The 26,360-nt window shown below is 33.9% G+C and carries 22 protein-coding genes, 1 tRNA gene and 3 pseudogenes; 15 read left to right on the forward strand and 11 right to left on the reverse strand.

Features of this window, described 5'->3' with window-relative positions; all coding sequences use genetic code 11:
* The first annotated feature begins 16 nt into the window (after positions 1-16).
* Entirely contained in the window at positions 17-313 is a 297-nt protein-coding gene (locus AAGD44_RS07615) for a transposase (RefSeq protein WP_341764712.1), read from the forward strand.
* Here AAGD44_RS07615 and AAGD44_RS07620 read toward each other — a convergent pair.
* Positions 310-492 (reverse strand): hypothetical protein, encoded by a 183-nt coding sequence (locus AAGD44_RS07620; RefSeq protein ID WP_341764050.1) that lies wholly within the window; start codon positions 490-492, stop codon positions 310-312. The genes AAGD44_RS07615 and AAGD44_RS07620 overlap by 4 nt on opposite strands.
* A gap of 138 nt (positions 493-630) precedes the next feature.
* A tRNA-Leu gene (locus AAGD44_RS07625) sits at positions 631-713 on the reverse strand.
* 138 nt (positions 714-851) lie between these two features.
* Here AAGD44_RS07625 and AAGD44_RS07630 point away from each other — a divergent pair.
* Positions 852-2,051 (forward strand): hypothetical protein, encoded by a 1,200-nt coding sequence (locus tag AAGD44_RS07630; protein ID WP_341764051.1) that lies wholly within the window; start codon positions 852-854, stop codon positions 2,049-2,051.
* Here the strand turns inward: AAGD44_RS07630 and AAGD44_RS07635 are convergent.
* The gene (locus tag AAGD44_RS07635) at positions 2,041-2,925 is read right to left on the reverse strand and encodes an IS982 family transposase (protein ID WP_341763539.1); all 885 of its coding nucleotides are present in this window, start codon (positions 2,923-2,925) and stop codon (positions 2,041-2,043) included. The two genes, AAGD44_RS07630 and AAGD44_RS07635, sit on opposite strands and share 11 nt — an antisense overlap.
* 137 nt (positions 2,926-3,062) lie before the next feature.
* On the opposite strand from AAGD44_RS07635, the gene AAGD44_RS07640 reads away from it, so the two are divergent.
* Positions 3,063-3,548, forward strand: coding sequence for a hypothetical protein (locus AAGD44_RS07640; protein ID WP_341764052.1), 486 nt, complete (start codon positions 3,063-3,065; stop codon positions 3,546-3,548).
* Positions 3,549-3,580: 32 nt separating this feature from the next.
* Here the strand turns inward: AAGD44_RS07640 and AAGD44_RS07645 are convergent, their stop codons facing one another.
* Positions 3,581-4,375, reverse strand: coding sequence for a Dam family site-specific DNA-(adenine-N6)-methyltransferase (locus AAGD44_RS07645; RefSeq protein WP_341764053.1), 795 nt, complete (start codon positions 4,373-4,375; stop codon positions 3,581-3,583).
* A 351-nt stretch (positions 4,376-4,726) separates the two neighbouring features.
* Between AAGD44_RS07645 and AAGD44_RS07650 the strand changes: the two genes are divergently transcribed.
* Together AAGD44_RS07650 and AAGD44_RS07655 are read left to right on the forward strand one after the other, a co-directional pair.
* Positions 4,727-5,695 carry a sensor histidine kinase gene (locus AAGD44_RS07650; protein WP_341764054.1) on the forward strand — a complete coding sequence of 323 codons (969 nt, stop codon included), beginning with the start codon at positions 4,727-4,729 and terminating at the stop codon, positions 5,693-5,695.
* A gap of 136 nt (positions 5,696-5,831) precedes the next feature.
* Positions 5,832-7,685, forward strand: a complete 1,854-nt coding sequence (locus AAGD44_RS07655; protein ID WP_341764055.1) for an AAA family ATPase — start codon at positions 5,832-5,834, stop codon at positions 7,683-7,685.
* Between the two features lie 172 nt (positions 7,686-7,857).
* Here the strand turns inward: AAGD44_RS07655 and AAGD44_RS07660 are convergent, their stop codons facing one another.
* Both AAGD44_RS07660 and AAGD44_RS07665 read right to left on the reverse strand, forming a co-directional pair.
* Complete coding sequence (locus AAGD44_RS07660) at positions 7,858-8,742, reverse strand: IS982 family transposase (RefSeq protein ID WP_341763539.1); 885 nt, start codon at positions 8,740-8,742, stop codon at positions 7,858-7,860.
* An 85-nt stretch (positions 8,743-8,827) separates the two neighbouring features.
* Positions 8,828-9,145, reverse strand: a pseudogene (locus AAGD44_RS07665) (conjugal transfer protein TraD); the annotation flags it as partial.
* 423 nt (positions 9,146-9,568) lie between these two features.
* Between AAGD44_RS07665 and AAGD44_RS07885 the strand changes: the two are divergent.
* Positions 9,569-10,527 (forward strand): annotated as a pseudogene (locus tag AAGD44_RS07885) (MobA/MobL family protein); the annotation flags it as partial.
* Positions 10,528-10,627: 100 nt separating this feature from the next.
* On the opposite strand, the gene AAGD44_RS07680 reads toward AAGD44_RS07885, so the two are convergent.
* Together AAGD44_RS07680 and AAGD44_RS07685 are read right to left on the reverse strand one after the other, a co-directional pair.
* Positions 10,628-11,125 (reverse strand): IS630 family transposase, encoded by a 498-nt coding sequence (locus tag AAGD44_RS07680; protein ID WP_341763542.1) that lies wholly within the window; start codon positions 11,123-11,125, stop codon positions 10,628-10,630.
* A 4-nt stretch (positions 11,126-11,129) separates the two neighbouring features.
* Positions 11,130-11,621 (reverse strand): helix-turn-helix domain-containing protein, encoded by a 492-nt coding sequence (locus AAGD44_RS07685; protein WP_341763541.1) that lies wholly within the window; start codon positions 11,619-11,621, stop codon positions 11,130-11,132.
* A gap of 85 nt (positions 11,622-11,706) precedes the next feature.
* On the opposite strand from AAGD44_RS07685, the gene AAGD44_RS07690 reads away from it, so the two are divergent.
* From AAGD44_RS07690 to AAGD44_RS07725, 8 genes and pseudogenes are all read left to right on the forward strand, one after another.
* On the forward strand, positions 11,707-12,009 hold the full coding sequence (locus tag AAGD44_RS07690; RefSeq protein ID WP_341764058.1) for a hypothetical protein: 303 nt from the start codon (positions 11,707-11,709) through the stop codon (positions 12,007-12,009).
* Positions 12,010-12,020: 11 nt separating this feature from the next.
* A complete protein-coding gene (locus tag AAGD44_RS07695) occupies positions 12,021-12,914 on the forward strand; it encodes an IS3 family transposase (protein WP_341763476.1) in 894 nt (297 codons plus the stop codon).
* A 110-nt stretch (positions 12,915-13,024) separates the two neighbouring features.
* The gene (locus AAGD44_RS07700) at positions 13,025-13,249 is read left to right on the forward strand and encodes a hypothetical protein (RefSeq protein ID WP_341764059.1); all 225 of its coding nucleotides are present in this window, start codon (positions 13,025-13,027) and stop codon (positions 13,247-13,249) included.
* Between the two features lie 11 nt (positions 13,250-13,260).
* Positions 13,261-14,154, forward strand: coding sequence for an IS3 family transposase (locus AAGD44_RS07705; RefSeq protein WP_341763476.1), 894 nt, complete (start codon positions 13,261-13,263; stop codon positions 14,152-14,154).
* 57 nt (positions 14,155-14,211) lie between these two features.
* A pseudogene (locus AAGD44_RS07710) lies at positions 14,212-17,532 on the forward strand (AAA family ATPase); the annotation flags it as partial.
* 463 nt (positions 17,533-17,995) lie between these two features.
* Positions 17,996-19,183: a hypothetical protein gene (locus tag AAGD44_RS07715; RefSeq protein ID WP_341764060.1), complete on the forward strand. Its 1,188-nt coding sequence runs from the start codon at positions 17,996-17,998 to the stop codon at positions 19,181-19,183.
* An 83-nt stretch (positions 19,184-19,266) separates the two neighbouring features.
* Positions 19,267-20,151, forward strand: a complete 885-nt coding sequence (locus AAGD44_RS07720) for an IS982 family transposase (RefSeq protein ID WP_341763539.1) — start codon at positions 19,267-19,269, stop codon at positions 20,149-20,151.
* A 13-nt stretch (positions 20,152-20,164) separates the two neighbouring features.
* Entirely contained in the window at positions 20,165-20,365 is a 201-nt protein-coding gene (locus AAGD44_RS07725; protein ID WP_341764061.1) for a hypothetical protein, read from the forward strand.
* A gap of 34 nt (positions 20,366-20,399) precedes the next feature.
* Here the strand turns inward: AAGD44_RS07725 and AAGD44_RS07730 are convergent, their stop codons facing one another.
* Positions 20,400-21,590, reverse strand: coding sequence for a tyrosine-type recombinase/integrase (locus tag AAGD44_RS07730; RefSeq protein ID WP_341764062.1), 1,191 nt, complete (start codon positions 21,588-21,590; stop codon positions 20,400-20,402).
* 557 nt (positions 21,591-22,147) lie between these two features.
* On the opposite strand from AAGD44_RS07730, the gene AAGD44_RS07735 reads away from it, so the two are divergent.
* The gene (locus AAGD44_RS07735) at positions 22,148-22,567 is read left to right on the forward strand and encodes a helix-turn-helix transcriptional regulator (RefSeq protein WP_341764063.1); all 420 of its coding nucleotides are present in this window, start codon (positions 22,148-22,150) and stop codon (positions 22,565-22,567) included.
* Positions 22,568-22,626: 59 nt separating this feature from the next.
* On the opposite strand, the gene AAGD44_RS07740 is transcribed toward AAGD44_RS07735, so the two are convergent.
* Both AAGD44_RS07740 and AAGD44_RS07745 read right to left on the reverse strand, forming a co-directional pair.
* Positions 22,627-24,897 (reverse strand): ATP-binding protein, encoded by a 2,271-nt coding sequence (locus tag AAGD44_RS07740; protein ID WP_341764064.1) that lies wholly within the window; start codon positions 24,895-24,897, stop codon positions 22,627-22,629.
* The gene (locus tag AAGD44_RS07745) at positions 24,894-26,267 is read right to left on the reverse strand and encodes a hypothetical protein (protein WP_341764065.1); all 1,374 of its coding nucleotides are present in this window, start codon (positions 26,265-26,267) and stop codon (positions 24,894-24,896) included. Before AAGD44_RS07745 ends, AAGD44_RS07740 begins: the two co-directional genes overlap by 4 nt.
* Positions 26,268-26,360 lie beyond the last annotated feature (93 nt).

The raw sequence follows: 26,360 nt of genomic DNA on the forward strand, positions 1-26,360 counted from the left end.
TGTACTGAGGGCTTATATATCAAAGGAGATATTTAACAAACTTTTTGCTAAAAGCTTACGTTTATTTACCAGTATTCGCAAAGATATGACAAAACATTTACTTGGAATAGAAGATAAAGTACTGTTAAAGAAAAGAGCTCTAATTGAGTCAGTATTTAATGTACTCAAAAATTGCATGAATCTAGAGCATGCAAGAAATAGATCACCTGTTAATTTTCTAATCCATATTTTGGCTTGTGTGGTAGGATATGCTATTAAAAAACTTAGCTTGAAATTAGTTACTTCTGCTAATCCTCCTTTGTTCTTATCCTAAACTTGCATTATTAACGATAGAAGTTGCTTAGAAGTCTTACTTAAAGCTTTACCAGTATTATTTTTCAGATCATGCCATTCTGGAGGAACAAAATTACCGACGAAATTATAGAAGATAGTATCGTTGTTACCATAAGTAGAAATTTGAGGGACAAAAGGAAGGGTGACTAATTGCTGCATAATCTCTCCTTCTGAACATCAGATCCAGAAAGGGTTTTAGAGCAATTATAGTACCTATAACTTAATGGTAAACCAGCATATAGGCAGTATATGGAATTTTTGCTAAAATTAGGAAACGCTCAAAAGCTGAGAGATATGTGGTCGGGGCAGAGAGATTTGAACTCCCGACCCTCTGGTCCCAAACCAGAATCGCAGCAGATAAATCAGCACCTTACAACCCGCTTATCACTAAGCTTTTTTAAATTTGATGATTTTACCAAACAATCCATATGCTGTGTATATGCTGCTAATAGTTTAAAAAAACATAATTTTAATTGCTTTAAACCCCTTATCAGATCTGGTTTCCAGCTAGGGGGTTTATGCTAAGATTATGCAGCTCACCTTCCAATACCCCTGTTGCTACTTGTGACAATAATAGCATTTTCTATAATTTTGTCGGCAATTTTGTGCCACCTGAGTGGCGTGATCTTAAAGGTAGTGGTAACAAAGCTTTAAGTAAAACGGCTAAGCAATTATTGTCGCTAGTAGTTTTTCGCTTGCAGGTTTGTTATAATAGCGGTAATAATCTGGAAGATAATGAATTACAGGAATCGTACCATTTTTTTGAACAATCATTAGGGGTTTGTCAAAGGCGTATTAGGCAATGTATGCTTGAGTTGCAAGAAGGAGGTTTTATTCATTTGTATAATGCAACTATAGTTAAGCAACATGTTAAATGTCGTAACACCCCATGTATTAAATTAGCAAAAAATTTTCAGCCTTACCCGAAAAAATTTTCGCATGAAGCTGAAAAAAATTTCGGGTCAACCCGAAAAAAATTTCAGCCACACAATATTATAGATATTAATAATAAATCTAATATATCTAGATCTAGCGAATCTGAGGTTTTAAAAAATGTTCATGAAGAAAATGAGCCAGTCCAGTCACAAGAGCAAATAGAACAGCACCAAGAACCAGCAGAACCGCCACTAGCATCATCCTGTGAGGAATCACAAGGAACTCTTCTTCCTAGCGAGGGGCAAGGGTTAGCAGAAAAGAGGATTAGCAACATTGAGGATCTGACTAAAAAGGCTTACGCAGCTGAAACAACGTTAGCTGCTAGCCTTACATCTGTGATAGAGAAAATGCCTAATCCCAATGGCAATGATTCAGTAATCTCCCCATCTCTTAACGCTTCAGTGCCTTTGAACAATAAGGGCTGGTTCAAAAGAAAAAGATTAGCAGATTTTTATCCATTAACTGAGGAAGATGCGGATTTACTGCAGTTAAGGTCAAATCGTGAATTCAACTTGAATTTTATCAACAAGTTGCTCTTAAAATTAGCAGATCAGTATCCTAATCATCAGTTTGGTAATAAAAAAGTGCTGCTGAACTATATGACTAAAGCCTTAGTGCATGAATTTCGAGAAAGTAGCAAGGTTAATAACAACAATTTTCAGTTCAAATCTAACGATCCAGAAAAACTAAAAGAGCAATATTTGGAAAAGATAGAACGCAGCCTCGATACTAGCAAGCAAGCACAATTAAAACGCCATGTTCGACTTTTTTTTAGCAGGTAACTAATTTTTCGAGTTGTGTTGGCACAAGTTTTAAAGACTTTGTCAAAAATGTAGCAATAGTATGAGCAAGTAATTTTCTAGCGATGCGAGATTGTAGATGCCAGTAACTCTTAACTCTGATAGCATTAATAGCAAAACGTTCTGTAAGCTGACCAATAACAGTTTCAATTAAACGACGAGTAGCAGTAATCCATTTAAGGAAATTCTTGGATCTATTATCCTTCATATTCTTTTTTAAAGGTGTTTGTAAATCAATGTTTTTGGTGGCCAACTCATCTTTTAAATCCTGACCAAGATAGCCTTTATCGCCCAGTACCATGCCACTAATATTAGGAGACATTACTTGCAGAGCTTCACGTTCAGACCCATTAGCAGGAGTTATCATGAATCCAGCTATTCGACCTTCTTCATTAATTAATACGTGTCCTAGAAAACCGTAATAATAGCTATCTTTCGAAGCGCAGTACCCATAGTCAGCGTATTCCTTAAAACATCGCCCTCTCGTTGCTCGGGCCAAATTTATTACAGGAATCGGTACCCCATCTATCATATGCAGATCTGATTTGCTTGCACTCTTAAACAAGTCGGCAAGCAGCATGTTCTTAATAGATAAAAGACCGCTACATTGCTTCACATAAGACGGTCTACTCTTTAGATTGGGAAACCATTCTTGAAAATGACGTTTAAAATATTCCCATATCTGCTTGTCTTGGTGCAAACCGATAAATTCTCCCACCACTTCCATTGTTAATGCTTCCACGTCACTTAAGCAAGGTGGAAATCCTGCTTTCCTTACTTTGATATTTTTGGTTATTATAGTCATTTTTTCTTCTATGAAACAATACACAGTAATGATAAACTCTTCTAGGGTCATAGCTTCTTTCTCGATAATTGAACTATGACCTTATTAGGCTATCCTATTCTTTTGTCAATCTTAAAAAAAAGTCGAACATGGCGTAATTAAAGCGGAAAATTGCGGGAGTATTTGAAGCTAATACGGCTTATGAGTTATTGAATTCTTGTGAATTTAAAGGAGAAGAGCAAGATCAGTATCAGCTGCAGTTACTGAAGGATATCAGCCTGTCAGAACATATCAAAACTAAGGTATTAGAGCAAGTACAAGCGGTTTATGGTAATAAAATTAAACAACTACAAATATTACCCTTTAAGCCAGTGACAGCCGCCAAACAAGAGATTAAAGATATTAATGATTTGTCAGGACTGAATAAGCTAGATCCAGCTTCAGTATGGTATAAGGTCAGGCGATCTTTACTTGAAGAACATGGTCAATGTGTAGATAGTAATACCTTCAGTAAATTAGCAGTGGTAGAAGAAGATAAGGTTACCAGCCAAGTAATTCTTAAACCCAATACGCCCTTTATTGAGTATTTAGTAAGACAGCGTCATATGGGAGATTTAAGATTGGCTTTTCAAGCCCAAAATTTTACTTTTAAGCTGGAGCAAGCAGATAAGGAGAGCAAATTAATGGAACTGTAACAGGTTGGATAAATATGTTTATTCCTACAAATTTAGTAATTTGTAATAATTACTTCATAAGAGGTTTTCCGTTTTTCTGGAATAGAATATTTTATATCTACCGTACGGAGATTAAAGCCTTGATAGAGATCTCTGATAAAAGCTGTGTCACTATTAGAGATCATGAGTTGAACCCCTTTGCTATCTAGTTCTTTAGCAAAATCTCGTAATCTTATTTGCTCATTTTCATCGAAAGGTAATGTGGTATAAAATGTTTCACCTGATTGATGGTAAGGTGGATCTAAATATACAAAATCGTTCTTTGTAGGTTCAATGAAGGAAAAATCTATAGCGTAAATGTAGGTGTTGTGTAAAAAACTGCTACATTGACGTAGTCTGTTATCCAGATCAGAATTAGCATGAATTTTGCTCGAAAAAGATACCGCCAGTTTACCATCTTTCTTTACACGGTAAATACCTTTGAAGGCATATCTATTAAGATATATGAACCTTGCAGTAATGCTAAGTGGATTATTAACATTATTATCCCTAACCTGATAGTAATAGTCTTTTGAGTGATTTGCTTGATGGGATTCTAATAATTTACTCACTTCAGCTGGATCTTTTTTAACAGCATTGTAGCTAGTCACTAAATCAAGATTAATATCGGATAGGAAACATTTGTTGAACATGTGCTTTACTTGGAAAAATAATGCACCACCACCAAGGAACGGTTCGTAATAATTATTTAACCCTGATGGAATATGTTCAATTAGCTTATCAGTGATTTTTCTTTTTCCGCCAACCCATTGTAAAAATGGCTGCAGTTTATTAGCAGTAGGTAGCATAACTTTTACCGTATAAATGATAACAAATTATATCATAAATGCGACTGAAATGCCAGTGGTAATGCGGGATGTAGAGCTTTTTTCTGCTACTAAAGCGCAATATTATCACTGTATTTTTTTGGGGGTTTTGAGAAATCTGTCTCTAATTTGCAGCTCTTGAGAAGTTGTTGGAAAAATCTCGATATCGGCTTAAGAAATCCTCTGTACTCCTCATATTAATGGTGATATCTCTGCTGATTAGATACTTGCGCTAATATAGTATCAAGCACAGGAGGGACGTTCAAATCGAGGAATTCACACATTACCTCCTGTGCTACCACTTTTGTAACCAAAAATAGTTAGAGCCATTTTATGACAGATAATGTTAAAAATCAACAACAACAGCAAAATCAAAGTGCAGAAAAAGGCTGGATCGTTAAACTCGCTCCAATATTTGCCACATTGATACCAGCATCTAGTCAAGACCGGGATATAATCGGCGACCATGAGCATTATATCAATATTACTAAATTCAAAAGCCTAGAACTCGAATTGCAAAACACAAGAAAAAAGTTGCAAGTAGATGAACTAATTAAAATAAAGTTACTCAAAAATATTAGCAATAATATTAGTACTCCTGCTAAGGAAATTTTTAGGCAATTAGTTCAGTTTTATGAGGGAGAGCAAAATCCTGAAACAAAAAATCATTTGGCTAATATTATGGATGACGCTAAAGTTTTGCTAGATTCCTCTAATGATCTATATGAGTTTTTGCAATGTTATATAGGGCTAACTTCTGTAGCTTTAAAGGAATTTAATCCTAAAAAATTAATAGAGCAATCAATAGAAAAAGCAACACCAGCCGCATTGTATAAGGGGATAAGGTTAGTATCTAATATTCATTATGAAATGCCAGACATTGTTATTGGGGATAGCTACCGCTTGCAAGCAATATTGGATCAGCTAATTAGCAACAGTATTAAATTTACTGACGAAGGTATGGTGATAATTACTGCTAATCTATTTCCTGTGAGCAGCTTTAAAGATAACCATGATTTTGATGTTTTAGAGCAAAATCATAGAGATAGGATATTACAACTTATGGTCCACGATACTGGAATAGGCCTTCTTAAAGAAAAGCAGCAAGATATGAGTGAAGAGTTCGAAAGTTTTGATTCTGCTATGCAATATAAAGTATTAGGTTTAGGGTTAATGTGTGTGAAACAGTTGATCCACGAAATGAATGGAAAGATTGTCCTTAGCAGCATCGAGGGTAAAACCACCACTATTGAGTGTAAAATACCGGTGCAATTGCCAAACAGTACTGATGAGTTAGCCTAAAACAAGTTGCTGTAAGCCTTATAAACTTACAGCAATAAATTATTTGCTTAAATTACTTAGTGGTCTAATTTATTTATGCTATAATTTCTTATAGTTTAAAGATCTACAGTAATTCTTAAATATAATAACCAATAGTATGATCAGTCAACTTTCAGATATTAATTCAATACATCAAGATATTAGCCCTGTCGCTATTGGTAATAAGCTACCTAGAATGAGGGTTGGTACTGATGACTTTAAAACATTGTTGTTAAATAGCGATGTATTTGTTGATAAAAGTTTAATGATCAAAGAATTGCTAGAAGACAGTGGTGATGTAATTCTTATTACCCGTCCAAGGCGCTGGGGTAAGAGCTTGAATATGAATATGCTCCAAAAATTCTTTGAAATAGAGGTAGATGAAGATGGGGGGCCTTTACCGAACGAGCAGAAGTTAAATAACAAGTTATTTATTGGCGGTACAGTAGATTTAGGTTTTGATGAAACTAAAGAGCTTAAACCTTTAAAAATTGCCAGTATTGCAAATGCAATGAAACGTCAAGGACAATGCCCAGTTATTTCCATAAATTTCAAGGATGTTAAGGGTAGTAGTTACCAGGAGATAGAGAATGGAATAAGGAAGCAAATTATTAAATTATTTGCGAATCATTACTACTTAAGACGTTATCTAATGAAAGATATAGAGCTGCTAAATAATGCTCAAAAAGAAATATTAGAACGGTATTTTGCAGGCACGTTTGATCCGGAAGACCTTAAGGATAGTTTGAAATTTTTAAGTGAATTACTTTTTATGCATTTTGGTCAGAAAGTTTATATACTAATTGACGAGTATGATACACCAATTAATAGTGCATACCGTAAATTTGGCCACAAGCCTGAAGAGTTTGAACAAGTGCTTGAACTATTCCGTGGAATATTTGGTAGTGGCCTTAAAACTAATACACGTTTAGAAAAAGGAGTAATTACTGGTATATTACGGATTGCTAAAGCGAATTTATTCTCAGATTTAAACAACGTAAGTGAATATACTTTATTAGATGACGATTTTTCTAAGTTCTATGGTTTTACTCAAACAGAAGTTGATGAGTTATTAACAAAAGTACCAACTACAACTGATCCACAAAAGATTAAAGATTGGTATAATGGTTATACATTTGGCGGGGAAGTCATTTACAACCCATGGTCAATTATGCAATGTTTAGCGCATAAGGGTAAGCTTGATCATTATTGGCTAGATAGCGGTGGGACCTCACTTGTTGACAAAGCATTATTGTCAGATGAGATGCAGGAAGACTTACAAAACTTAATTACCGGTAAAAATATCACTTCAACTATTGTGAAACAAATAAGTTTTGCTGACATTAATAAACCAGTGGGATTATTAAGCTTATTACTGTTTAGTGGTTATTTAAATCCAAATGCAAAAAATCCAGAAGAAAATATTTATGAGTTATCAATACCCAATAAAGAAGTGCGGTATATATATAATGCTCGAATGTTACAATGGGTTACTGATCAGTTAAAGATTGATAGCTCTAGGTATTATTCCTTTGTGAGTTTACTGCCTGCTGCTAGGCTAGAGGAATTTAAAGAGAAACTACAAAAATGGTTGTTAAATTCCACGAGTTTTCACCAGACAGGAATTGCACGAGCTGAATTATTTTATAGTGGTTTTATGCTTGGTTTAATGAATATGTTAGGATCCGATTATATTATAGAAAGTGAGCGAGAAACAGGCAGTGGTAGGGCTGATATTATATTACTACCTAAAATAGGTAAGAATGACAACGCGATTATCATTGAGTACAAGGTCTCTAAAGTAGCAGAAGAACTAGAATTTGCAGCTAAAGCTGGTTTGCTACAAATCAATGATAAAAAATATGATACTAAAATAAAAGAACAAGTCCATGTTAAGAAGATCATCAAAATTTCTCTAGCTTTTTGTGGCAAGGAAGTTGCTATGCAATATCAGATTGATCAAATTTCTTAATTTTCTTCTGGTTTGATTATCTCAAGTTCATATTCTATATCCAGCAAACCATTTTTTAGGGATCCGATATCTAATACATGCCCATACCACTCTTTTCGCAAACTATTCCACTTAAGGCCATATTGTCTGATGTGGGTACGGGTTGACTCGTTACGCCATGTTCGACTTTTTTTTAGCAGGTAACTAATTTTTCGAGTTGTGTTGGCACAAGTTTTAAAGACTTTGTCAAAAATGTAGCAATAGTATGAGCAAGTAATTTTCTAGCGATGCGAGATTGTAGATGCCAGTAACTCTTAACTCTGATAGCATTAATAGCAAAACGTTCTGTAAGCTGACCAATAACAGTTTCAATTAAACGACGAGTAGCAGTAATCCATTTAAGGAAATTCTTGGATCTATTATCCTTCATATTCTTTTTTAAAGGTGTTTGTAAATCAATGTTTTTGGTGGCCAACTCATCTTTTAAATCCTGACCAAGATAGCCTTTATCGCCCAGTACCATGCCACTAATATTAGGAGACATTACTTGCAGAGCTTCACGTTCAGACCCATTAGCAGGAGTTATCATGAATCCAGCTATTCGACCTTCTTCATTAATTAATACGTGTCCTAGAAAACCGTAATAATAGCTATCTTTCGAAGCGCAGTACCCATAGTCAGCGTATTCCTTAAAACATCGCCCTCTCGTTGCTCGGGCCAAATTTATTACAGGAATCGGTACCCCATCTATCATATGCAGATCTGATTTGCTTGCACTCTTAAACAAGTCGGCAAGCAGCATGTTCTTAATAGATAAAAGACCGCTACATTGCTTCACATAAGACGGTCTACTCTTTAGATTGGGAAACCATTCTTGAAAATGACGTTTAAAATATTCCCATATCTGCTTGTCTTGGTGCAAACCGATAAATTCTCCCACCACTTCCATTGTTAATGCTTCCACGTCACTTAAGCAAGGTGGAAATCCTGCTTTCCTTACTTTGATATTTTTGGTTATTATAGTCATTTTTTCTTCTATGAAACAATACACAGTAATGATAAACTCTTCTAGGGTCATAGCTTCTTTCTCGATAATTGAACTATGACCTTATTAGGCTATCCTATTCTTTTGTCAATCTTAAAAAAAAGTCGAACATGGCGTACTCGTTGGGTTTAGAAGTAAATTTCAGGATAACAGCAGTGGTGGTTTTTTCCTCCTGGTCAAAAATATCTCTACCAATTTTAGTCCAGTGATTCTGAATATCAGGACATTTTGTTAGTTCGCTTTTTAAGGTAACTAATGCCCCAAATAAACTATTGGTAGGTAAGTCATCTAATTCTGCTTTGACAACTAATCCTCCTACTTGAATTAAATGACGAGTGCGCATTTTACGTTCTTTAATTTTGAATTTAACTTCTTCCATAATCAGCCTAGCTTTTTTCTGCTGGAGTTTAATTTTTTGCTGTGCAGTCTCGTGCATTTGGTTCGCTGCTATTATTTCAGTATTTTGTTCTTCGCTATTTAACATAATTTTCTCCATCAATGATTTATAGATGTTAGGATGCTCAAACTACTGAAGTCAGTCAAGTGTTAGATACACCTACCTAAAATTTTTTCTTGAACCAGCATCGCTAACTCTAAACACACACCTCTGACCATTCCATTATACTGACCCCTAAAACCTACCACGCCATAAAACCGTCAACACAAATCCTACTGTCTCTAACTGGAGACATAGAAGAAAACAACGAGTCCGAAGGTTATAGACTGCCTTCCCAAGAAGCAGGCTATACGCAATATATAAACTAAAGTTTATTGCTTTTTAAATCCTTCTTTCACTCGTAGATTAATTTTTTCCATGTTAATGTAATGCTGGATTAGAAATATTACTTAAGACTTAATAATGGCGATACAGTTTACAAGAATCGAGATAGTTAGTAGAAATAAAGGGGGGCGCGCTTGCTGCAAAGCTGCTTATAATGCTAGAACTATTATTAAAGATGAGCTTACAAATATTAAGTATGATTTTACCAAGAGAGGTGACAATGTTTATCACATAATTTTACTACCTAAACATGTAGATAGTAAATTTAAAGATCCAAAAATATTAATGAATGAGGTAGAGAAATCGGAGAAACGAAAGAACAGTCAGCTATTAAAAGATATAGTAATTGCTTTGCCTGATGATAAGGAGTTGACCCTGGAAGATAGAATAGCCATTACCCATGAAATAATTGAGGAAATGAGATGGGTAAAAAATGGTTTAGGGGTGCAGGTAGATATTCATAAACCGCACAAGGGTGAGAGGAATTGGCATGTGCATCTGCGCTGACAACTCGGAGATTTAGCAAAGATGGTAAATCTCTTGGAGAAAAAGCCGTAGATTTAAATCCACAATTTAAAAATACGAAAGGGGGAAAAGGCTTTATTATTCCCGAAGAAAAAATAATTCACGAGAAGGTTAAGGAGGTGATCGATAGATACTTCGAAAAATTAGGTTTAGAAAACCGCGTAGACGCTATAGGTACAGTAGCGCAGCAACATATTGGCCCCGTGAGAATGCGAAGCCTGATCAACAAGGTGGTAGAGGAAAATGAATTAATTAAGGATACCAATTTAAAGATTATTCAGGAAGCTAATGGCTTATTGGATCACATTACCAAGTATCAAGCTATTTTTAGTCAAAAAGACGTACAGCAAGCTATCCAGAAGGTAGAAGATGAGACAATACAAGAGCAAGTAATAGCACAAGTAATGAATTCCCCAAGGTTAGTAAAATTATACCACCAAGATGGCAAGGCAACAAATTATTATACTACTACAGAAGTTCGAGCAGAAGAATTACGCTTGCTGCGGGTAGCCGTAATGCGCCCCGAAAACTAGAGCAGTGATAGAGAGACTATTTTATGTTAAAATAAATATAAAATAGGAGCAGTCGAAAATGAGTAATACCATTTCCCTATTATAAATAGATATATGAACAATTACATATAGATTTTATAGTTTCTATTGAAATAGATTGAATAAATTCAATTACAGCATCTTCAAGTTTAGTTAAACAATCGTAAACTTTATTTTTTAATACCGAATCTTTTAAATGTTGCCACAACCTCTCTACAGGATTTAACTCTGGACTATATGGTGGTAAGTACATAATCTCAATATTAGCTGGTATTGTAAGACCTTTATGCCATCCAGCTCCATCCATCACTAGTATAACTTTTGTAGTTATATGTTTCGCAAATTCATTAAGAAAAACTTGCATACAGGCCTTATCAACATTCGGAATAATTAAACTAAAAGAGTCTCCATCTCTATGATTTGTAGCAGAATAAAGATAAAATGATTTAAATCCCAGCTTTGTAGGAACTGGAGTCCTACTGCCTTTTTCAAACCATCCTAAACCATGTTTTGTATTGGTCCCAAACCTAGTCTCATCAAAAAAATAAATAGGTACCATAGGATTATCTTGGTGTACTTGTTGTAGATTTTTTTTTGAATTCTTCTTGAGAAGATGTGTCAGCTTTGTAATGCCTCTTTCTACCAGTAATATGCCTAAACCCAAGTGCCCCTAGCATTCTATGTATACTAGATTTTTCTATATCTATATCAAATTTTTCTTTTATCACTATCTTTAATTTCTTAATCGTAATACTACTGTCTCTCTTTATCAAAGTTTTAATCTCATCTTTTTGAGCAGTATTTAATTTTGATCTAGAAGGCTTTGCTATGTTCTTGAGACCATCAATGCCTTGATCTCGAAATAGAGCAACCCATCTATGTAGCGAAGATCTGTTGATATCATAAACTTCCGCTACTTTCTTAATACCATGCTTACTCGATGCTAGTATGGCTTTTAATCTTGTTACTACAACACCATTCTTCCCTCCGTTATTCAAAGCTTCCCTTGCTTTTAATACTAATTCGTCATTTATCATTTTTGATACTTTAGGCATTTCCTTGTTACTTCCTATTATTTCATTATTACCTAGCTTTATATCATAAATTACTCATTCTATCAATCTAATATCTCTGCTTATAATGGGGAAATGGTATAAGCCAAAAAGTTACAGTAAAGAATTTAAGTTTAAAGTATCGCTAGAGATGATCCGAGGAGATTTGAGTATTGCTGAAATAATCTCAAAATATCAAGTTCCAAGGTCGGTAATGACAAGGTGGAAGAAACAATTTTTGGAAAATGGTGCTGATATTTTTAAGTTTAGCTATGAAAACGGTAATTCCTCTAGTTCTACAAGCGAAATAGAGAAACTGCATGCAACTATTGGCAAATTGAAGGTAGAAAACGATTTTTTGCAGCTCGTATCTGCCAAGTTGAAACTATAAAGAGGAAAGTGATGGTAGATAAGGATTATAAAGATTTAAGTGTTCGTCGGCAAAGTCAGCTATTGAATCTGAACCGCTCCAGCCTATATTACAAGGATTCGGAGAAGGATCAAGATAATTATTTAAGTAATAGAATAGTTGAGATCTATAGTAATTATCCGATATATGGTTACCGGCGAATAACGGCGATACTTAGGAGAGAAGTGGTAATTGTTAACAGCAAAAAAGTCAGGAGGTTGATGAAACTAATGAATTTGCAAGCAATTTACCCTTCGATTAATACAAGTAAAAGAAACCTAAAAGAAGCTATTTATCCATATTTGCTATCAGGGTTAGAGGTTATAAAGCCAAATCAGGTATGGCAGGTGGATATCACTTATTTAAGGGTACAAAGTGGTTTTATGTATTTGGTTGCATTAATCGATGTTTATACTAGATTAGTAGTAGGATATCGTTTATCAAATAGTTTAAATACAGAGAGCTGTTTGCTAGCGTTAGAAGATGCTATAGCTAAATATGGGAAGCCGTCGATAATTAATAGTGATCAAGGTAGCCAGTTTACCAGCGAGGATTGGATTAATGAATTGAGGAGATGCGTCATAAGCATCAGCATGACGGGCAAAGGCAGGTGTAACGATAATGCCCATATTGAGCGTTTATGGCGATCGTTTAAGTATGAGGGGTCGTATTTATACCGGTGTACTTCAGTTTTAGAGTTGAAAAATAATATCCCGAAATGGTTGAATTGGTATAACAATCAAAGGCCCCATCAGGCTTTGGAGTACAAAACGCCGTTTGAGATATATAGTGGATTTATGGATAAGTCTTGCGACTTACCCACAATTCCACTATTACCACAACAGCTACAAAATTATAAAAATAATATTTTTGTAGATAGTTTATGAAAATAATAGTCTCTCTATTTAAAGCTTTTTTGGTCTAAACATAGGGGCGCAGTTCAAGTTACAGTAAAGAATTTAAGTTTAAAGTATCGCTAGAGATGATCCGAGGAGATTTGAGTATTGCTGAAATAATCTCAAAATATCAAGTTCCAAGGTCGGTAATGACAAGGTGGAAGAAACAATTTTTGGAAAATGGTGCTGATATTTTTAAGTTTAGCTATGAAAACGGTAATTCCTCTAGTTCTACAAGCGAAATAGAGAAACTGCATGCAACTATTGGCAAATTGAAGGTAGAAAACGATTTTTTGCAGCTCGTATCTGCCAAGTTGAAACTATAAAGAGGAAAGTGATGGTAGATAAGGATTATAAAGATTTAAGTGTTCGTCGGCAAAGTCAGCTATTGAATCTGAACCGCTCCAGCCTATATTACAAGGATTCGGAGAAGGATCAAGATAATTATTTAAGTAATAGAATAGTTGAGATCTATAGTAATTATCCGATATATGGTTACCGGCGAATAACGGCGATACTTAGGAGAGAAGTGGTAATTGTTAACAGCAAAAAAGTCAGGAGGTTGATGAAACTAATGAATTTGCAAGCAATTTACCCTTCGATTAATACAAGTAAAAGAAACCTAAAAGAAGCTATTTATCCATATTTGCTATCAGGGTTAGAGGTTATAAAGCCAAATCAGGTATGGCAGGTGGATATCACTTATTTAAGGGTACAAAGTGGTTTTATGTATTTGGTTGCATTAATCGATGTTTATACTAGATTAGTAGTAGGATATCGTTTATCAAATAGTTTAAATACAGAGAGCTGTTTGCTAGCGTTAGAAGATGCTATAGCTAAATATGGGAAGCCGTCGATAATTAATAGTGATCAAGGTAGCCAGTTTACCAGCGAGGATTGGATTAATGAATTGAGGAGATGCGTCATAAGCATCAGCATGACGGGCAAAGGCAGGTGTAACGATAATGCCCATATTGAGCGTTTATGGCGATCGTTTAAGTATGAGGGGTCGTATTTATACCGGTGTACTTCAGTTTTAGAGTTGAAAAATAATATCCCGAAATGGTTGAATTGGTATAACAATCAAAGGCCCCATCAGGCTTTGGAGTACAAAACGCCGTTTGAGATATATAGTGGATTTATGGATAAGTCTTGCGACTTACCCACAATTCCACTATTACCACAACAGCTACAAAATTATAAAAATAATATTTTTGTAGATAGTTTATGAAAATAATAGTCTCTCTATTTAAAGCTTTTTTGGTCTAAACATAGGGGCGCAGTTCAAGCTGACAAGGTAAACCAGCGTACTCACTATGATAATATCTATGCTTTTAAAAAAGATATAGAAAATCTAACGAATGTTAGCGAACTGCAAAGAGAAGCCCTAAAAACTATATTAGTCACTGATAAAGGAGTCAGAATTTTACGAGGCAGAGCCGGTACCGGTAAATCGCATGTTTTAGGCATAGCTTATAGACTTGCAACTAGCCGCCGGCAAAATGCGATAGGTCTAGCACCGACTCATAAAGCAGTAACAGAGCTCAAAGACAAAGGTTATGAACAATGCCATACAGTTAAAGGGTTTTTATTTAAACTATATAATAGCCGCATAAATCTGCCCCGCAATAGCCTACTCGTAGTAGACGAAGCGGGAATGGTCGGAACCTCAGATTATTTAGAATTATTTAAAGTGGCTAGAAAATATAACTGCAGGGTGATACTGGCCGGTGATGAACGACAATTAACCTCAATTGAACGTAGCGGCATGTTTGAGGTATTCGCGGGTAAGTTTGGTTCATATGTTTTAAGTGACATTAGAAGACAAAGCCAAGCGTGGGGTCGGCAAATGGCAATGTGCTTTGCTGAAGGGGATATTATAGGAGCCGTGCAATTACTAGCCAAAAATCAAGGCCTAAAGTTTAATGGGATATTACAGCAATCTATCGATAGGCTAGTTAATGATTGGAGTAATAGTCAATTTCCGGTAGAAGAGCGGTTAATAATCACCGTGGGTAACAAGGAAGTAGCCGCGCTAAATCTAGAGATACGGAAATTATTAAAGGAGCAAAATATACTGACAGGGAAGGAATATAGAAGAACGACCTTGGATAAGCAATTAAATAAAGAAATATCGGAAGATTATATGAAAGGTGATCGTATTATCTTTAAAACCAGTAATAAAGAGTTACAAACAAAAAATGGTGAGTTTGCTAGTCTGATTGAAGTAAGCCAAAATAAATTTATTGCCAAAACAGATAAGGGTCAGACAATAATATTTAACCCCCAAGAAATCAATTTCAAACACGGCTATGCCAGTACTGTCTATAAAGCCCAAGGCACATCTATCAAAGACGTTTATGTTTTGCATAATTTAGCAGGCAATAGCAGAAGCTCTTATGTTGAAATGACTAGATATATCGAGCAAGTAGGGCTTTATGCCAATATGGATGCTACCAAGGGGGCGGCAAGTTTAATATCGCAGCTGAGCAGAATAAATGATAAATCTGCTAGTATCAGTTTTTGTACTCAAGAAGATTTAATACCAGAGAAAAATAATAAACAGCAAGGCTTTCTAGAGAAAGCAAGTAATTGGGTGAAGTCTGTCTCTATCAATATTGGCGATAGATTGCACTTAAAGCCACAATATTACCGAATTAAAGATAACATAGAACCTACCGCCAAAGTAGAAGAAGTGTTAGAACAAACTATAAACGTCATTGCGAGTGAGCCGCAGGCGAGCGTGGCAATCCAGGAAAATAATTTACAAGATGGATTGCTTTGTGGGCCTGCCGGCCTTCCGCGCAATGACGGTGGCGCAGTTATAGATTTAACTACAGAACCTCTTGCCAATGACAATGATAAAATTAACGAGAACTACCAACACCAACTGGAGATAACTAATAAAATAGCCGTAGGACAGCAAGAAGTAGCAAAGATTAAGAATGAGCTGAAAGCTAATAGTCTCTATAGCCGTGCCAATCTTCCTACTCCTCCCCCCACTTATACTTCCTCTACCAACAAGAAATATCTTAATGAGCTAAACCGTAAGCAAGAAATGACTGATTTAAAGCAGCAACTATCCTATCGAGCAGAAAGAGTAGCATATTCCCTTCTTGGTTCGCCAAATAGATATTTATCTAATAATCATACGCTGCGTTGGGGAGAGCATGGCAAAATCGTGATGAAGATTACTGGTAGCAAAGCAGGTATTTGGCATGATTTTAGTAATGATACAGGAGGAGATTTATTTACCCTAGTACAACGAGAAAAAAACTGTGACTTTGTTAAAGCTAAAGAATACTTACAAGATATGGTGGGAATGTCTAATTACTATCAAAATAAAGTAACTTGGTTAAGAGATCTTGATGCAGATAGATTTTATTCTCAAGCAAAGACACAGGAACAAAAAGAAAAATATGTTGAGCTGGCTAAGATTCAACGTGCTAATTCACTATATGATAAATCAGATTCTTTAAAATATTCTATGCCAAATAATATAGCAAGAAAATATTTAATAGAACATCGTGGGATTGAAACAGTACTAACAAAATATCAGCTAAGTAATGACCTAAGCACCAGTGTTATGTGGAATAGTACAAGTAAGGGATATTATCCAGCTCTAATTGCTTTTGCTCGAAATACCGAAGGTAAAATTACTGGTGGACAGACAATATATTTAAATAAAGAAACAGCTACTAACGCTGATATTGCAGTTAATAAATGCTCTTTTGGTAAAATTAGCGGTTCTTTTGTAGAGATTCAACAAGGTGATGAACAAAAAAACAATATCACGATCATAGCAGAAGGAGTAGAAACCGCGCTTAGCTTGCAAGAAGCTGGTATTAAAGGTAAAATCCTCTGCTCTCTTGTAGTCAGTAACATCAAGAACTATAAGCCTGGGGGCAATGAACGTATCATAATTGCTGCAGATAATGATGGCCAAGAAGCGCCATCGTTAAAAGCTATACATAATGCAAAAGAAACACTAGAACGTCAGGGAACAATAGTTGCAATAGTAATGCCACAAAACAAAGGTGACTTTAATGATGTACTAAAAACTCAAGGAGTAGAATCTATCCGAAACCTACTAACACCAGAGATTGAGAAATTAGCACTTGGTCATAAAAATAATCAGATAAAATCTATTGAGCTAGAATTATCCAAGGTAGCAACTGCTAATAATGCTCAGACGCTACAAAACTTCCAAAACGTGATAAAATCATTAGAAAGATTTACTACACTCGATAACATTACTACCGCTCTACAAATATATAAAGAACAAGGCATAGCAGACTTCATCACTTATAGCCATAAAATTTGCTCTACAGCAATTGAGCAAAAAATAATAACAGATTTACAAACCATGAAAAACAAATTTGATCCAAATTATAACTTAGGTGGCACCAGATTTTGTGATATAGTCATACACGACTTCAAAGGCAAAAACTATGCTGTACCAGAAGATTATCTTAGAGCCATAGGCAAAGATAAGCAAGTAATGCAATATATTAATCCAGAATCACCGGTAGGCCAAGAAATCAAACATGAGATGCAGAATGTAGCAGATATGCAGAAAAATTGCAGGATAGCAGTGAAATCAGTTTAAAGTTGCCCCCAAGCATATATGTGTGTAACTTTTTAACCCATTACCAAATAAAATAGTAACAGTACATGTTAATTATCTTTAATATTAGCTAATTTGTGATACAATTAGTTAACTTTTTCAATAGGTACAAGTAGTAGATACTAAAAGTGCTAGTAAATTCCAATGTCAATCAGATGGTAATTTTATAGTGTCGGTCAGATCAAATTTTGATTTCTATTACAAAGCAACATCAGGGCAGTTTAAAAGTCTGCCTAAAACCCTAATAGATAAGGGGAAAGTAACCAAATCTTAAAGAGGGATTTTTTCCTGATGCCAATGCTGGTTTCAAGCTGACTTTTAAATTGTCCTGAAGGAACATGATGATTAAATCTTGTGCCTTAATTTTTCAGTTTATTAGTAGTAATTCTGAATAAGAAAAAGTATTCTTATTTCAGCCTAAGTTTTTTGATAATATGAGGTTTATATGCCAAATTCGGAAGAAAGATATGCCCCACTATTTGCTGAGTTTTATGGATTAATAGGCGAAAGAATAGATAGTATTAAAGAAAGCTGGAAGTATCAATATCCTGAACTAAAAGGCATATTTACCAATATTCAAGCAGCCATTAGCACTTATCAAGGATCAGAAAAACTCGATATTTTTTTACCAGAAAATATTCAAGGTCGAGATAAGACCTTAAAAGAAGATCTCATAAAAGATTTACAGTATATTTCTAAGGGATATAAACATATTTATGAACAAGCTCAAACTAAAAATAAGGAAGAACAGCAAGAATTTCAACAAGAGCGTGATAATTATTTTACAAAAGAACTATTAGAGGATATTGAGAGACAGCAAGAATCTATGGAAAAGTTATTCAAGCTTTTTCAAGATAATAAGCAAGAGTATAATAAACAATTACAGGTTTTGATAGATGAAGATTTTGAAAAGCAAAAACCTATAGAAATATTAGCAAAAATATTATCCACCCTACCTGAAGATAGTGAAGAATATAAAAAACAATTGCACAATTTTGTAGATATAGCGTTTAAATTGCAAGAGACTGAACGCAAACTATATCAGTTGCCCATGGATATTAAAAAGTATGAACAACAATTAGAGACTTTTGAAGGCACAGAATCGCAATTGCAAGAAACGCAATTAAAATTAGAGCAGCTTTCTGAAGAGTACAAAAAACTATCCCAGGATTTTGTAAAGCTAAAACATGAACAAATTAATGTAGTGCAGCAAGAAGGTTCTGGTAAGCGCCAGCTTCAAAGAGAATATGAATATGGGATGAAATTTCTTTTCAATAGCCAGCTTCAGAATGAAGCAATCCAGATGCAGCATAATACACAAAATTTTTCATTATATAAATGGAATTTTTTTATTAAACAAAGAGATGAACTAGCTAAAAATTATATTACGTGGCTTGAGAAAATAGAGAAACAAACTACGCGTATAGTTAGTGCAACACCAAAGAAAAACAAAAGTTATGTTGAAAGTAGAAAATTGGTGAGAAAAGAGATAGTATGGGCAAATGAGATAGGACTAGTAGATCCTGAGATGCTTGCTATTTTTGAAGAATATAATGATAGGCCCCAAGAACAAAATATGAAAAAGCTCTTTAATATAGCTAGGGCCCGTTATCCTTACCCTAACAATATTTAACGCCATGTTCGACTTTTTTTTAAGATTGACAAAAGAATAGGATAGCCTAATAAGGTCATAGTTCAATTATCGAGAAAGAAGCTATGACCCTAGAAGAGTTTATCATTACTGTGTATTGTTTCATAGAAGAAAAAATGACTATAATAACCAAAAATATCAAAGTAAGGAAAGCAGGATTTCCACCTTGCTTAAGTGACGTGGAAGCATTAACAATGGAAGTGGTGGGAGAATTTATCGGTTTGCACCAAGACAAGCAGATATGGGAATATTTTAAACGTCATTTTCAAGAATGGTTTCCCAATCTAAAGAGTAGACCGTCTTATGTGAAGCAATGTAGCGGTCTTTTATCTATTAAGAACATGCTGCTTGCCGACTTGTTTAAGAGTGCAAGCAAATCAGATCTGCATATGATAGATGGGGTACCGATTCCTGTAATAAATTTGGCCCGAGCAACGAGAGGGCGATGTTTTAAGGAATACGCTGACTATGGGTACTGCGCTTCGAAAGATAGCTATTATTACGGTTTTCTAGGACACGTATTAATTAATGAAGAAGGTCGAATAGCTGGATTCATGATAACTCCTGCTAATGGGTCTGAACGTGAAGCTCTGCAAGTAATGTCTCCTAATATTAGTGGCATGGTACTGGGCGATAAAGGCTATCTTGGTCAGGATTTAAAAGATGAGTTGGCCACCAAAAACATTGATTTACAAACACCTTTAAAAAAGAATATGAAGGATAATAGATCCAAGAATTTCCTTAAATGGATTACTGCTACTCGTCGTTTAATTGAAACTGTTATTGGTCAGCTTACAGAACGTTTTGCTATTAATGCTATCAGAGTTAAGAGTTACTGGCATCTACAATCTCGCATCGCTAGAAAATTACTTGCTCATACTATTGCTACATTTTTGACAAAGTCTTTAAAACTTGTGCCAACACAACTCGAAAAATTAGTTACCTGCTAAAAAAAAGTCGAACATGGCGTTAATTAGTGTATTAGTAGAGATTATGTTAAACAATGATTTAAATTTAAGAATAAAGTGTCTGGAATTAGCTATTGCATCTAGTTGTAATGGTGAAATCACAGAGATTGCTATGAAATATTATAATTTTCTGACAGGTAAAAATGATCCTATGATTTTTATCTCAGCTTTTAACCCTAGCATGAAACTTAATTAAAGGAGATTAATAATAATCTGCCTCTATTATAAAACTATCCCTCCTGTAGCACTTGATCCTTTACCGTTTCCATAGCGCCTGTAACTTTTTCCATAAATTCTCTTACGGGGTCTAAGCTTAACCTGGCATAAATTGCTGTGGATTGAGGGCTTTTATGATTCAGTGCTTTACCAATAACGTACTGACTTGCACCAAGAATTGCCATCCAACTGGCATGGGTGCGCCTAAGATCATGGATCCTTAAATCTGTAAAACCAGCATTCTTACAGAGTCTCTTCCATGCTTTCTTAGGTTCTTGCAAGTGCCCACTACTACTAGTATCGCTAGGAAATACCCACTCACTTGTTGCTTTCTTTTGCCTAACCTCTAATATTTTTATTGTGCTATCAGTTAACACTACGGTCTGCGGCTCTCCATTCTTAGTATCTGCTATATACCACGTTTTATTTGCAAAACTTATATTCTCCCAACGCATAGCTAAAACATTACTTTTACGCGCCCCAGTATATAACGATATCAAAATAAAATCCTTCATTGTGTGACTTGTCTCTTTTTCTAAGGCTTGAAAGAATCTGGGTGCTTCCTCTTTAGTAATATATCTATCCCTTGATTGTTCCTTGTGTTTTGTAATGCCAGTGATAGGATTTTTCTCTAATAACTCCCATTCAATAGCTTTATTAAATACAGCACTGCACATCTCCAAAAACCTATTGGCACTGTACTTACCAGAAGTAGTAATATCGTTAAAGGTCTTCTGAATATCTGCTTTTTGTATATCCGAGATTTTCATAGGATAAAAGTGTTTAGCCTGCCTATCCATTGTAGTAATATAATCCTTCCATCTTTTAATATTATGTCGTCCATAGTCATTAATATATTTGTCAAACAATTCCTTAAAGCTTAGTTCTTCAGATGATATATCAAGTAATTGATTAGATAATTTAAATTTTTCTTCCATAGGGTTAACACCTTTAGCCACTTGACTTTTGAATTCAGCCGCCTTTACTCTAGCATCAACAATAGATAAATCAGGAAAACGTCCTATTTTAATTCTCTGATATTTTTTCTGAATTACTATCCCTAAATAAAATCCTTTAGTACCACCATATGATACTATCAGAATTAATCCAGCTTCTTTAGTATCTTTATAAACATCTCTTTTTTCTTTTGGTGGTTCAATTTTATATAAAGCGTCTTTCGTAAAAGTTAATAATCTTTCTGTCATATTTTATACATCCAATTAAAGTTAAATTCTTAATGATTTTGTAATGGTGTTATAATGAATCTTTCTAAGATTGTTAGTCTCTTGTTAATATAATGCATAATTGTGGCAGTAATTGTTTATCTGTGTTCTCAAATCAACACAATCACTAGGAATAACACGAGCAAAAGGTTAATAGACTGTAAGAAATATGATAAAGAGTAGATCTAGACTACAATTTTTGCAGCTTACTCCAAGAAGTTACGATAGCTGTTCATTCATCCCTTAAGGTCTATTTTAATTATTATACTGCTGTACTATGACTATGCGACTGGCAGGTTCATGATAAGATAAAATTGTAAGGCACTAAACAATATTGTCAGTATAATAATGATGAATATATATAGCCGTTCGAAATCATCTTGCATAATGATACCTATTGTTTTATAACTTATAATATCTATACTGCTAGTGTAGTATTGCACTAGCTTTTAGTATATTAATACACCTATAATATTATGTATATAAATATACATAATATTATAACTTAAAATATATAAATAAAATATTTTATAACCAAAATGTCACATTTGATTATTAAGAAGAATATAGAAAGATTACTGAAGGAAAGAGATTGGCGGGTTGCAGATCTGGAAAATAAGATTGGACAAAGTAGAAGTGTAACAAACATTTTTAGAGGTGCTTCTAAGAATCCTACAATAGAAGTGTTGCAAGCTATTGCTAAAGCTTTGGATGTAGACCTGCAAGAATTACTTCTAGATCATGATAGTAATGATTCTGTACTTAATATAGCCTTGCTCCGTGATACGTGTAATAAAATTATTAATGAACTTGAGGGCATTAACTATCCAATCACGGTAAAATACAGTAATATATTTACGCTTATTAGAGAAGTGTATGAATATTCAACGCAGTTAAATCTTGTTAAGGCTGATGATAATTTTACTAAATGGCTAATACACAAACATTATAAACACTAATGTTTGGATACAAGCTAAGTGATACACTCATGTTAATTGTGATACGTTGAGTGAAAAAATTAATGGCATATCCCATATATCTCTTCTGTTCTATGATGATTTGGTCCAAAATATTTTAATAACAATGTATAAAAATAAGCACATTGTATGTGACTCTCTTTGTCATTAGGCAGATTTTTTGCAGCTTTTGCTGCCTTAGCAAAGGTATGACTGACATTATCCATATTACCAATATTTTTTATACCATAGATATTCCAATAAATATTTTTAACTAATCTATAAGTACTCATAGCCTCTTCCGCCTTACCTACAGCACTTAATGCATCAGCTGTTGCTACTAAGGCATGGGCTAAAAATATATCTTTTGAATTGTCTAAATCACCTTCTGTATTGTTTCTACTTTCATCGCTTACTAATAAATTAACTGCTTCATGAGCATGATCTAATGCCTCTTTTTCTTTGCCAACTCCAAGCTCAGCTCTAGAAAGCTCTGTTAAAGTACCAGCTAAAACAGTTGTAGAAATGTCTTCTTTCTTCCTGTTTTTTATATTTTCGTATATATTATTATTTACAATATCATAAGCTTCTTTAAACTTTCCCATATAGTTCAATATCATAGCTTGTATTATATATTCCGAAGCAAGAAATACTCCCTTTGTAGCTTTATCTACCGGAGAATATAATTTATCTATATCAAGCAGTAACATATTTAAAGCTTCTTGGTATTGTCCTTTAGCTAGCAAAATATCAGCCTTAACTGTTTCTACTAAATTCATCCCTAAAAATGTCTTAAGAGTAGTAGGGCGTATCTTTTCTGCTTTACCGATGTTTTCTTCAGCATTACTTACATCTCCTATAGCAAGCTGTATTATCGCTTTATTAGCATAAATATAAGATTTTAGTTCTTGATAGCCTGATGTTTTTTGAACAATTTTTTCTGCCTTATCTAAGTATTGCATGGTAGTTTTGATAGGTTGATTATCCATAGCATATTTATACATACCTATAAAGACTAGATAGCCGCTATATACAGACTTTTCTTTATCACTACGGAACCATAGGCTGATGCTTTGTTGTTTATTTTGAAACCAATCAATCATTTTCTTAGCATTATAGGAGTGGCGTTGTCCTATTAAGTAATACCATAGCAGTTTTTCTCTCAGTTCCATTATCTTATAGAGATCAGCTTTATACTTATCTGCATTATGGAGTAATATTTCTAGATTACCTTCTAAAAAGCTAGAACTTTTGAGTACTACTAACCTTTTATTCACTGCTTCAGGTATCATATTATTAAACCCATCTAATAATAAGTTGACATTTTGCTGATTTAATTTACTGCCAGCTAGGTGTAATAATTCTTCTTTTACTGCATCATGTATTCTAAATATTTGATTGTTTCGATCTTCATTAATTTCTTCAACTAAGCCGAACCTTATAATATCATCAAATAATTCAGATAAATTGCCCTGGTTCTTCATCAATTGTTCTAATAAATACCGGGGTATTCTTTGGTTATTTAACAAAACCATCTTATATAATAAGTCTTTGCTTTGCGGAGTGATTTCTTTCAAAACAATATTTAAGTGCGCTCCTAACTTATTATGATGCTTTTCCATATAGTCTATATATTCCTTAATCGTCATGTGATTATTATTCTGCAAGAAAATAGCGCTATGGCTTATCATATAAGTAGGATATCCTTGCACACTGCTAGCTAATTCCCTAATAAATTCTAATGGCTGATTCTTGATAATTTTATTAATTACTGTGATAACATATTTTTCCTGTAAATAAGGTACTACAATTTTAGGCAGTAAATATCTACTATCTTGTGAACAAACAATAATGTGACCATTATGATACCAATCAATAATATCTTTAATCTTATCATTTTCATTAAGATGCAGATTATCAAATATTAACAACCAATTATTTTTAGGTTTTAAATATTCCATCAGGCTGTTCTTAACATTTTTGATATTTTCAGAGATATAGCATTTCTCATCAGGACATATTCGCTGGTTAATTGCCTTGGCGATCAGCATAAACTGTGGCGTTAGATCAATGCTGGTGTCAATAAAAGCAATAATATCATAGCCTTGAGCATATTCTTGCGCATACTTCCTGACTATCTCACTTTTACCCATTCCAGTAATACCAGTGATCCCTACTATTTTATGTTGCTGTAATTTTTCTCTTAAATCCGCAATCTGTTCTTCATGATTAACAAAGTAATATACTGGTTCTTCTTTATTAATAATAATTGCATATATATTGGAGTTATATAATACTGTGATGAATAAAAAAATTATTAACTGCTTTATCATTTTCTATCCTTAGCGCTTTTATGATCATCTAACTTAATAATTTTTGCTATTTTAGGAGTATTATTATTTAAGTCTATTGTTGCACTACACAATTTTATTTCTATAGTCGTCGAATTATTATTTCTATTAACAATATAATCTAGTTGTAGCCTTTTTAGGAGAATAAATATTTGCCCTAAGCTTAATATGTATAAGTTAGCAGTATCATTAAATATTTTCTCAGAATATCTGATCAACAAGTTTTGATCTAAACGAAAACCATCGCTTGTACAAATAATAGCCTCTTCCTGAAAAACTAACTTTATATACCGGTTACTTGTCGTATTTTTATTAAAATGCAGCATATTAGCTAGCATACTCATCATAATCTGATTAAATATTTCACACTCAACAGGTATAACGAGCTTATCTATCTTATTTACTATATCCAAGGTAATGTTAGCACCATAATAGGCTACGTAACCATTAAAGTAGTGTGTTAAGTCTAAAATTATTGGAGATAATTCTATTTCATGGGAGTTTATTTTTTTCTGACTCGCAAATGTTGCTACTGGCACAGGAAAATATTCACCATTATATTCAGATTCTAAATCACTAATATCCAATTTATGGAGAAAATTTGTGTTAATAGAAGCTTTAAAATATTGATAACACTTTAGAATAAATTCTTCGTTTATCTTATAAAATAAAGATAGATTATTACTTCTAGCAATGCTATTTGCTAACTCTAATTCCAATCTTGCCAGCTTAACTTGTAACCTGCGGTTTCTATTAAGTACAAGCAATAATATCGCTATAGATATGAAAAAGACAATACTAGATCCTACGATTATTATTAAAACGTCATTGTTTATTTGAGCTATAGCTTGTTGTTCTTGATACGAATCTGGATTAATTTGTATTATGACTTTAAGTAGTAAATCTTTCGTGATTAGATATTCTTTGATTATACTATTGCTATAGTCGGTTAAACCATTACTAATTATTGGTTGATCATTAACGATAATAGCATAGTTAAATGCTTGATCAAAAAGCTCATTCATTAATTCCTGAAATGTTAAATACGGTAAATTATGAGTTACAACATAATTTTTGATATGTTCTTTAGCTGCTAACATGTGATCAGATATTGAATTCTCCTGTTCTTTATTTAATGTTTGGAATGCAGTATTTAAATTATTTACGATCAGTGACTTTATTATCTCATGTTGTACCTCTAACCTAATAAAGTTGTGGTCCTGATGTTTTTGCCAGACTTTGTAATAAAGTCCCATATCAAGGATGATGATAATACATAATACCAGAAGTGTATAAGCCATAGTTAACTTAAGGGTAGAATGCTGACCCTGTATGTTACGTTGAATTATCATTACCTTAAAATATCAATTGTTAATTATGACTTTGATCATAATATATTTATTAGGTAATTCTACAAAACATATATGTTAACAAGAAATGTTGTT

The sequence above is a fragment of the Candidatus Tisiphia endosymbiont of Beris chalybata genome, from assembly GCF_964026555.1.
In the GTDB taxonomy this organism is placed as follows: Bacteria; Pseudomonadota; Alphaproteobacteria; order Rickettsiales; family Rickettsiaceae; genus Tisiphia.

What these genes read in the sequence shown, in the direction of transcription:
- AAGD44_RS07620 (WP_341764050.1), bottom strand. Translation starts at nt 492, where the DNA reads ATGCAGCAATTAGTCACCCTTCCTTTTGTCCCTCAAATTTCTACTTAT.
- AAGD44_RS07630 (WP_341764051.1), top strand. Translation starts at nt 852, where the DNA reads ATGCTAAGATTATGCAGCTCACCTTCCAATACCCCTGTTGCTACTTGT.
- AAGD44_RS07635 (WP_341763539.1), bottom strand. Translation starts at nt 2,925, where the DNA reads ATGACCCTAGAAGAGTTTATCATTACTGTGTATTGTTTCATAGAAGAA.
- AAGD44_RS07645 (WP_341764053.1), bottom strand. Translation starts at nt 4,375, where the DNA reads ATGCTACCTACTGCTAATAAACTGCAGCCATTTTTACAATGGGTTGGC.
- AAGD44_RS07650 (WP_341764054.1), top strand. Translation starts at nt 4,727, where the DNA reads ATGACAGATAATGTTAAAAATCAACAACAACAGCAAAATCAAAGTGCA.
- AAGD44_RS07655 (WP_341764055.1), top strand. Translation starts at nt 5,832, where the DNA reads ATGATCAGTCAACTTTCAGATATTAATTCAATACATCAAGATATTAGC.
- AAGD44_RS07660 (WP_341763539.1), bottom strand. Translation starts at nt 8,742, where the DNA reads ATGACCCTAGAAGAGTTTATCATTACTGTGTATTGTTTCATAGAAGAA.
- AAGD44_RS07680 (WP_341763542.1), bottom strand. Translation starts at nt 11,125, where the DNA reads ATGGTACCTATTTATTTTTTTGATGAGACTAGGTTTGGGACCAATACA.
- AAGD44_RS07685 (WP_341763541.1), bottom strand. Translation starts at nt 11,621, where the DNA reads ATGCCTAAAGTATCAAAAATGATAAATGACGAATTAGTATTAAAAGCA.
- AAGD44_RS07690 (WP_341764058.1), top strand. Translation starts at nt 11,707, where the DNA reads ATGGGGAAATGGTATAAGCCAAAAAGTTACAGTAAAGAATTTAAGTTT.
- AAGD44_RS07695 (WP_341763476.1), top strand. Translation starts at nt 12,021, where the DNA reads ATGGTAGATAAGGATTATAAAGATTTAAGTGTTCGTCGGCAAAGTCAG.
- AAGD44_RS07705 (WP_341763476.1), top strand. Translation starts at nt 13,261, where the DNA reads ATGGTAGATAAGGATTATAAAGATTTAAGTGTTCGTCGGCAAAGTCAG.
- AAGD44_RS07715 (WP_341764060.1), top strand. Translation starts at nt 17,996, where the DNA reads ATGCCAAATTCGGAAGAAAGATATGCCCCACTATTTGCTGAGTTTTAT.
- AAGD44_RS07720 (WP_341763539.1), top strand. Translation starts at nt 19,267, where the DNA reads ATGACCCTAGAAGAGTTTATCATTACTGTGTATTGTTTCATAGAAGAA.
- AAGD44_RS07725 (WP_341764061.1), top strand. Translation starts at nt 20,165, where the DNA reads ATGGCGTTAATTAGTGTATTAGTAGAGATTATGTTAAACAATGATTTA.
- AAGD44_RS07730 (WP_341764062.1), bottom strand. Translation starts at nt 21,590, where the DNA reads ATGACAGAAAGATTATTAACTTTTACGAAAGACGCTTTATATAAAATT.
- AAGD44_RS07735 (WP_341764063.1), top strand. Translation starts at nt 22,148, where the DNA reads ATGTCACATTTGATTATTAAGAAGAATATAGAAAGATTACTGAAGGAA.
- AAGD44_RS07740 (WP_341764064.1), bottom strand. Translation starts at nt 24,897, where the DNA reads ATGATAAAGCAGTTAATAATTTTTTTATTCATCACAGTATTATATAAC.
- AAGD44_RS07745 (WP_341764065.1), bottom strand. Translation starts at nt 26,267, where the DNA reads ATGATAATTCAACGTAACATACAGGGTCAGCATTCTACCCTTAAGTTA.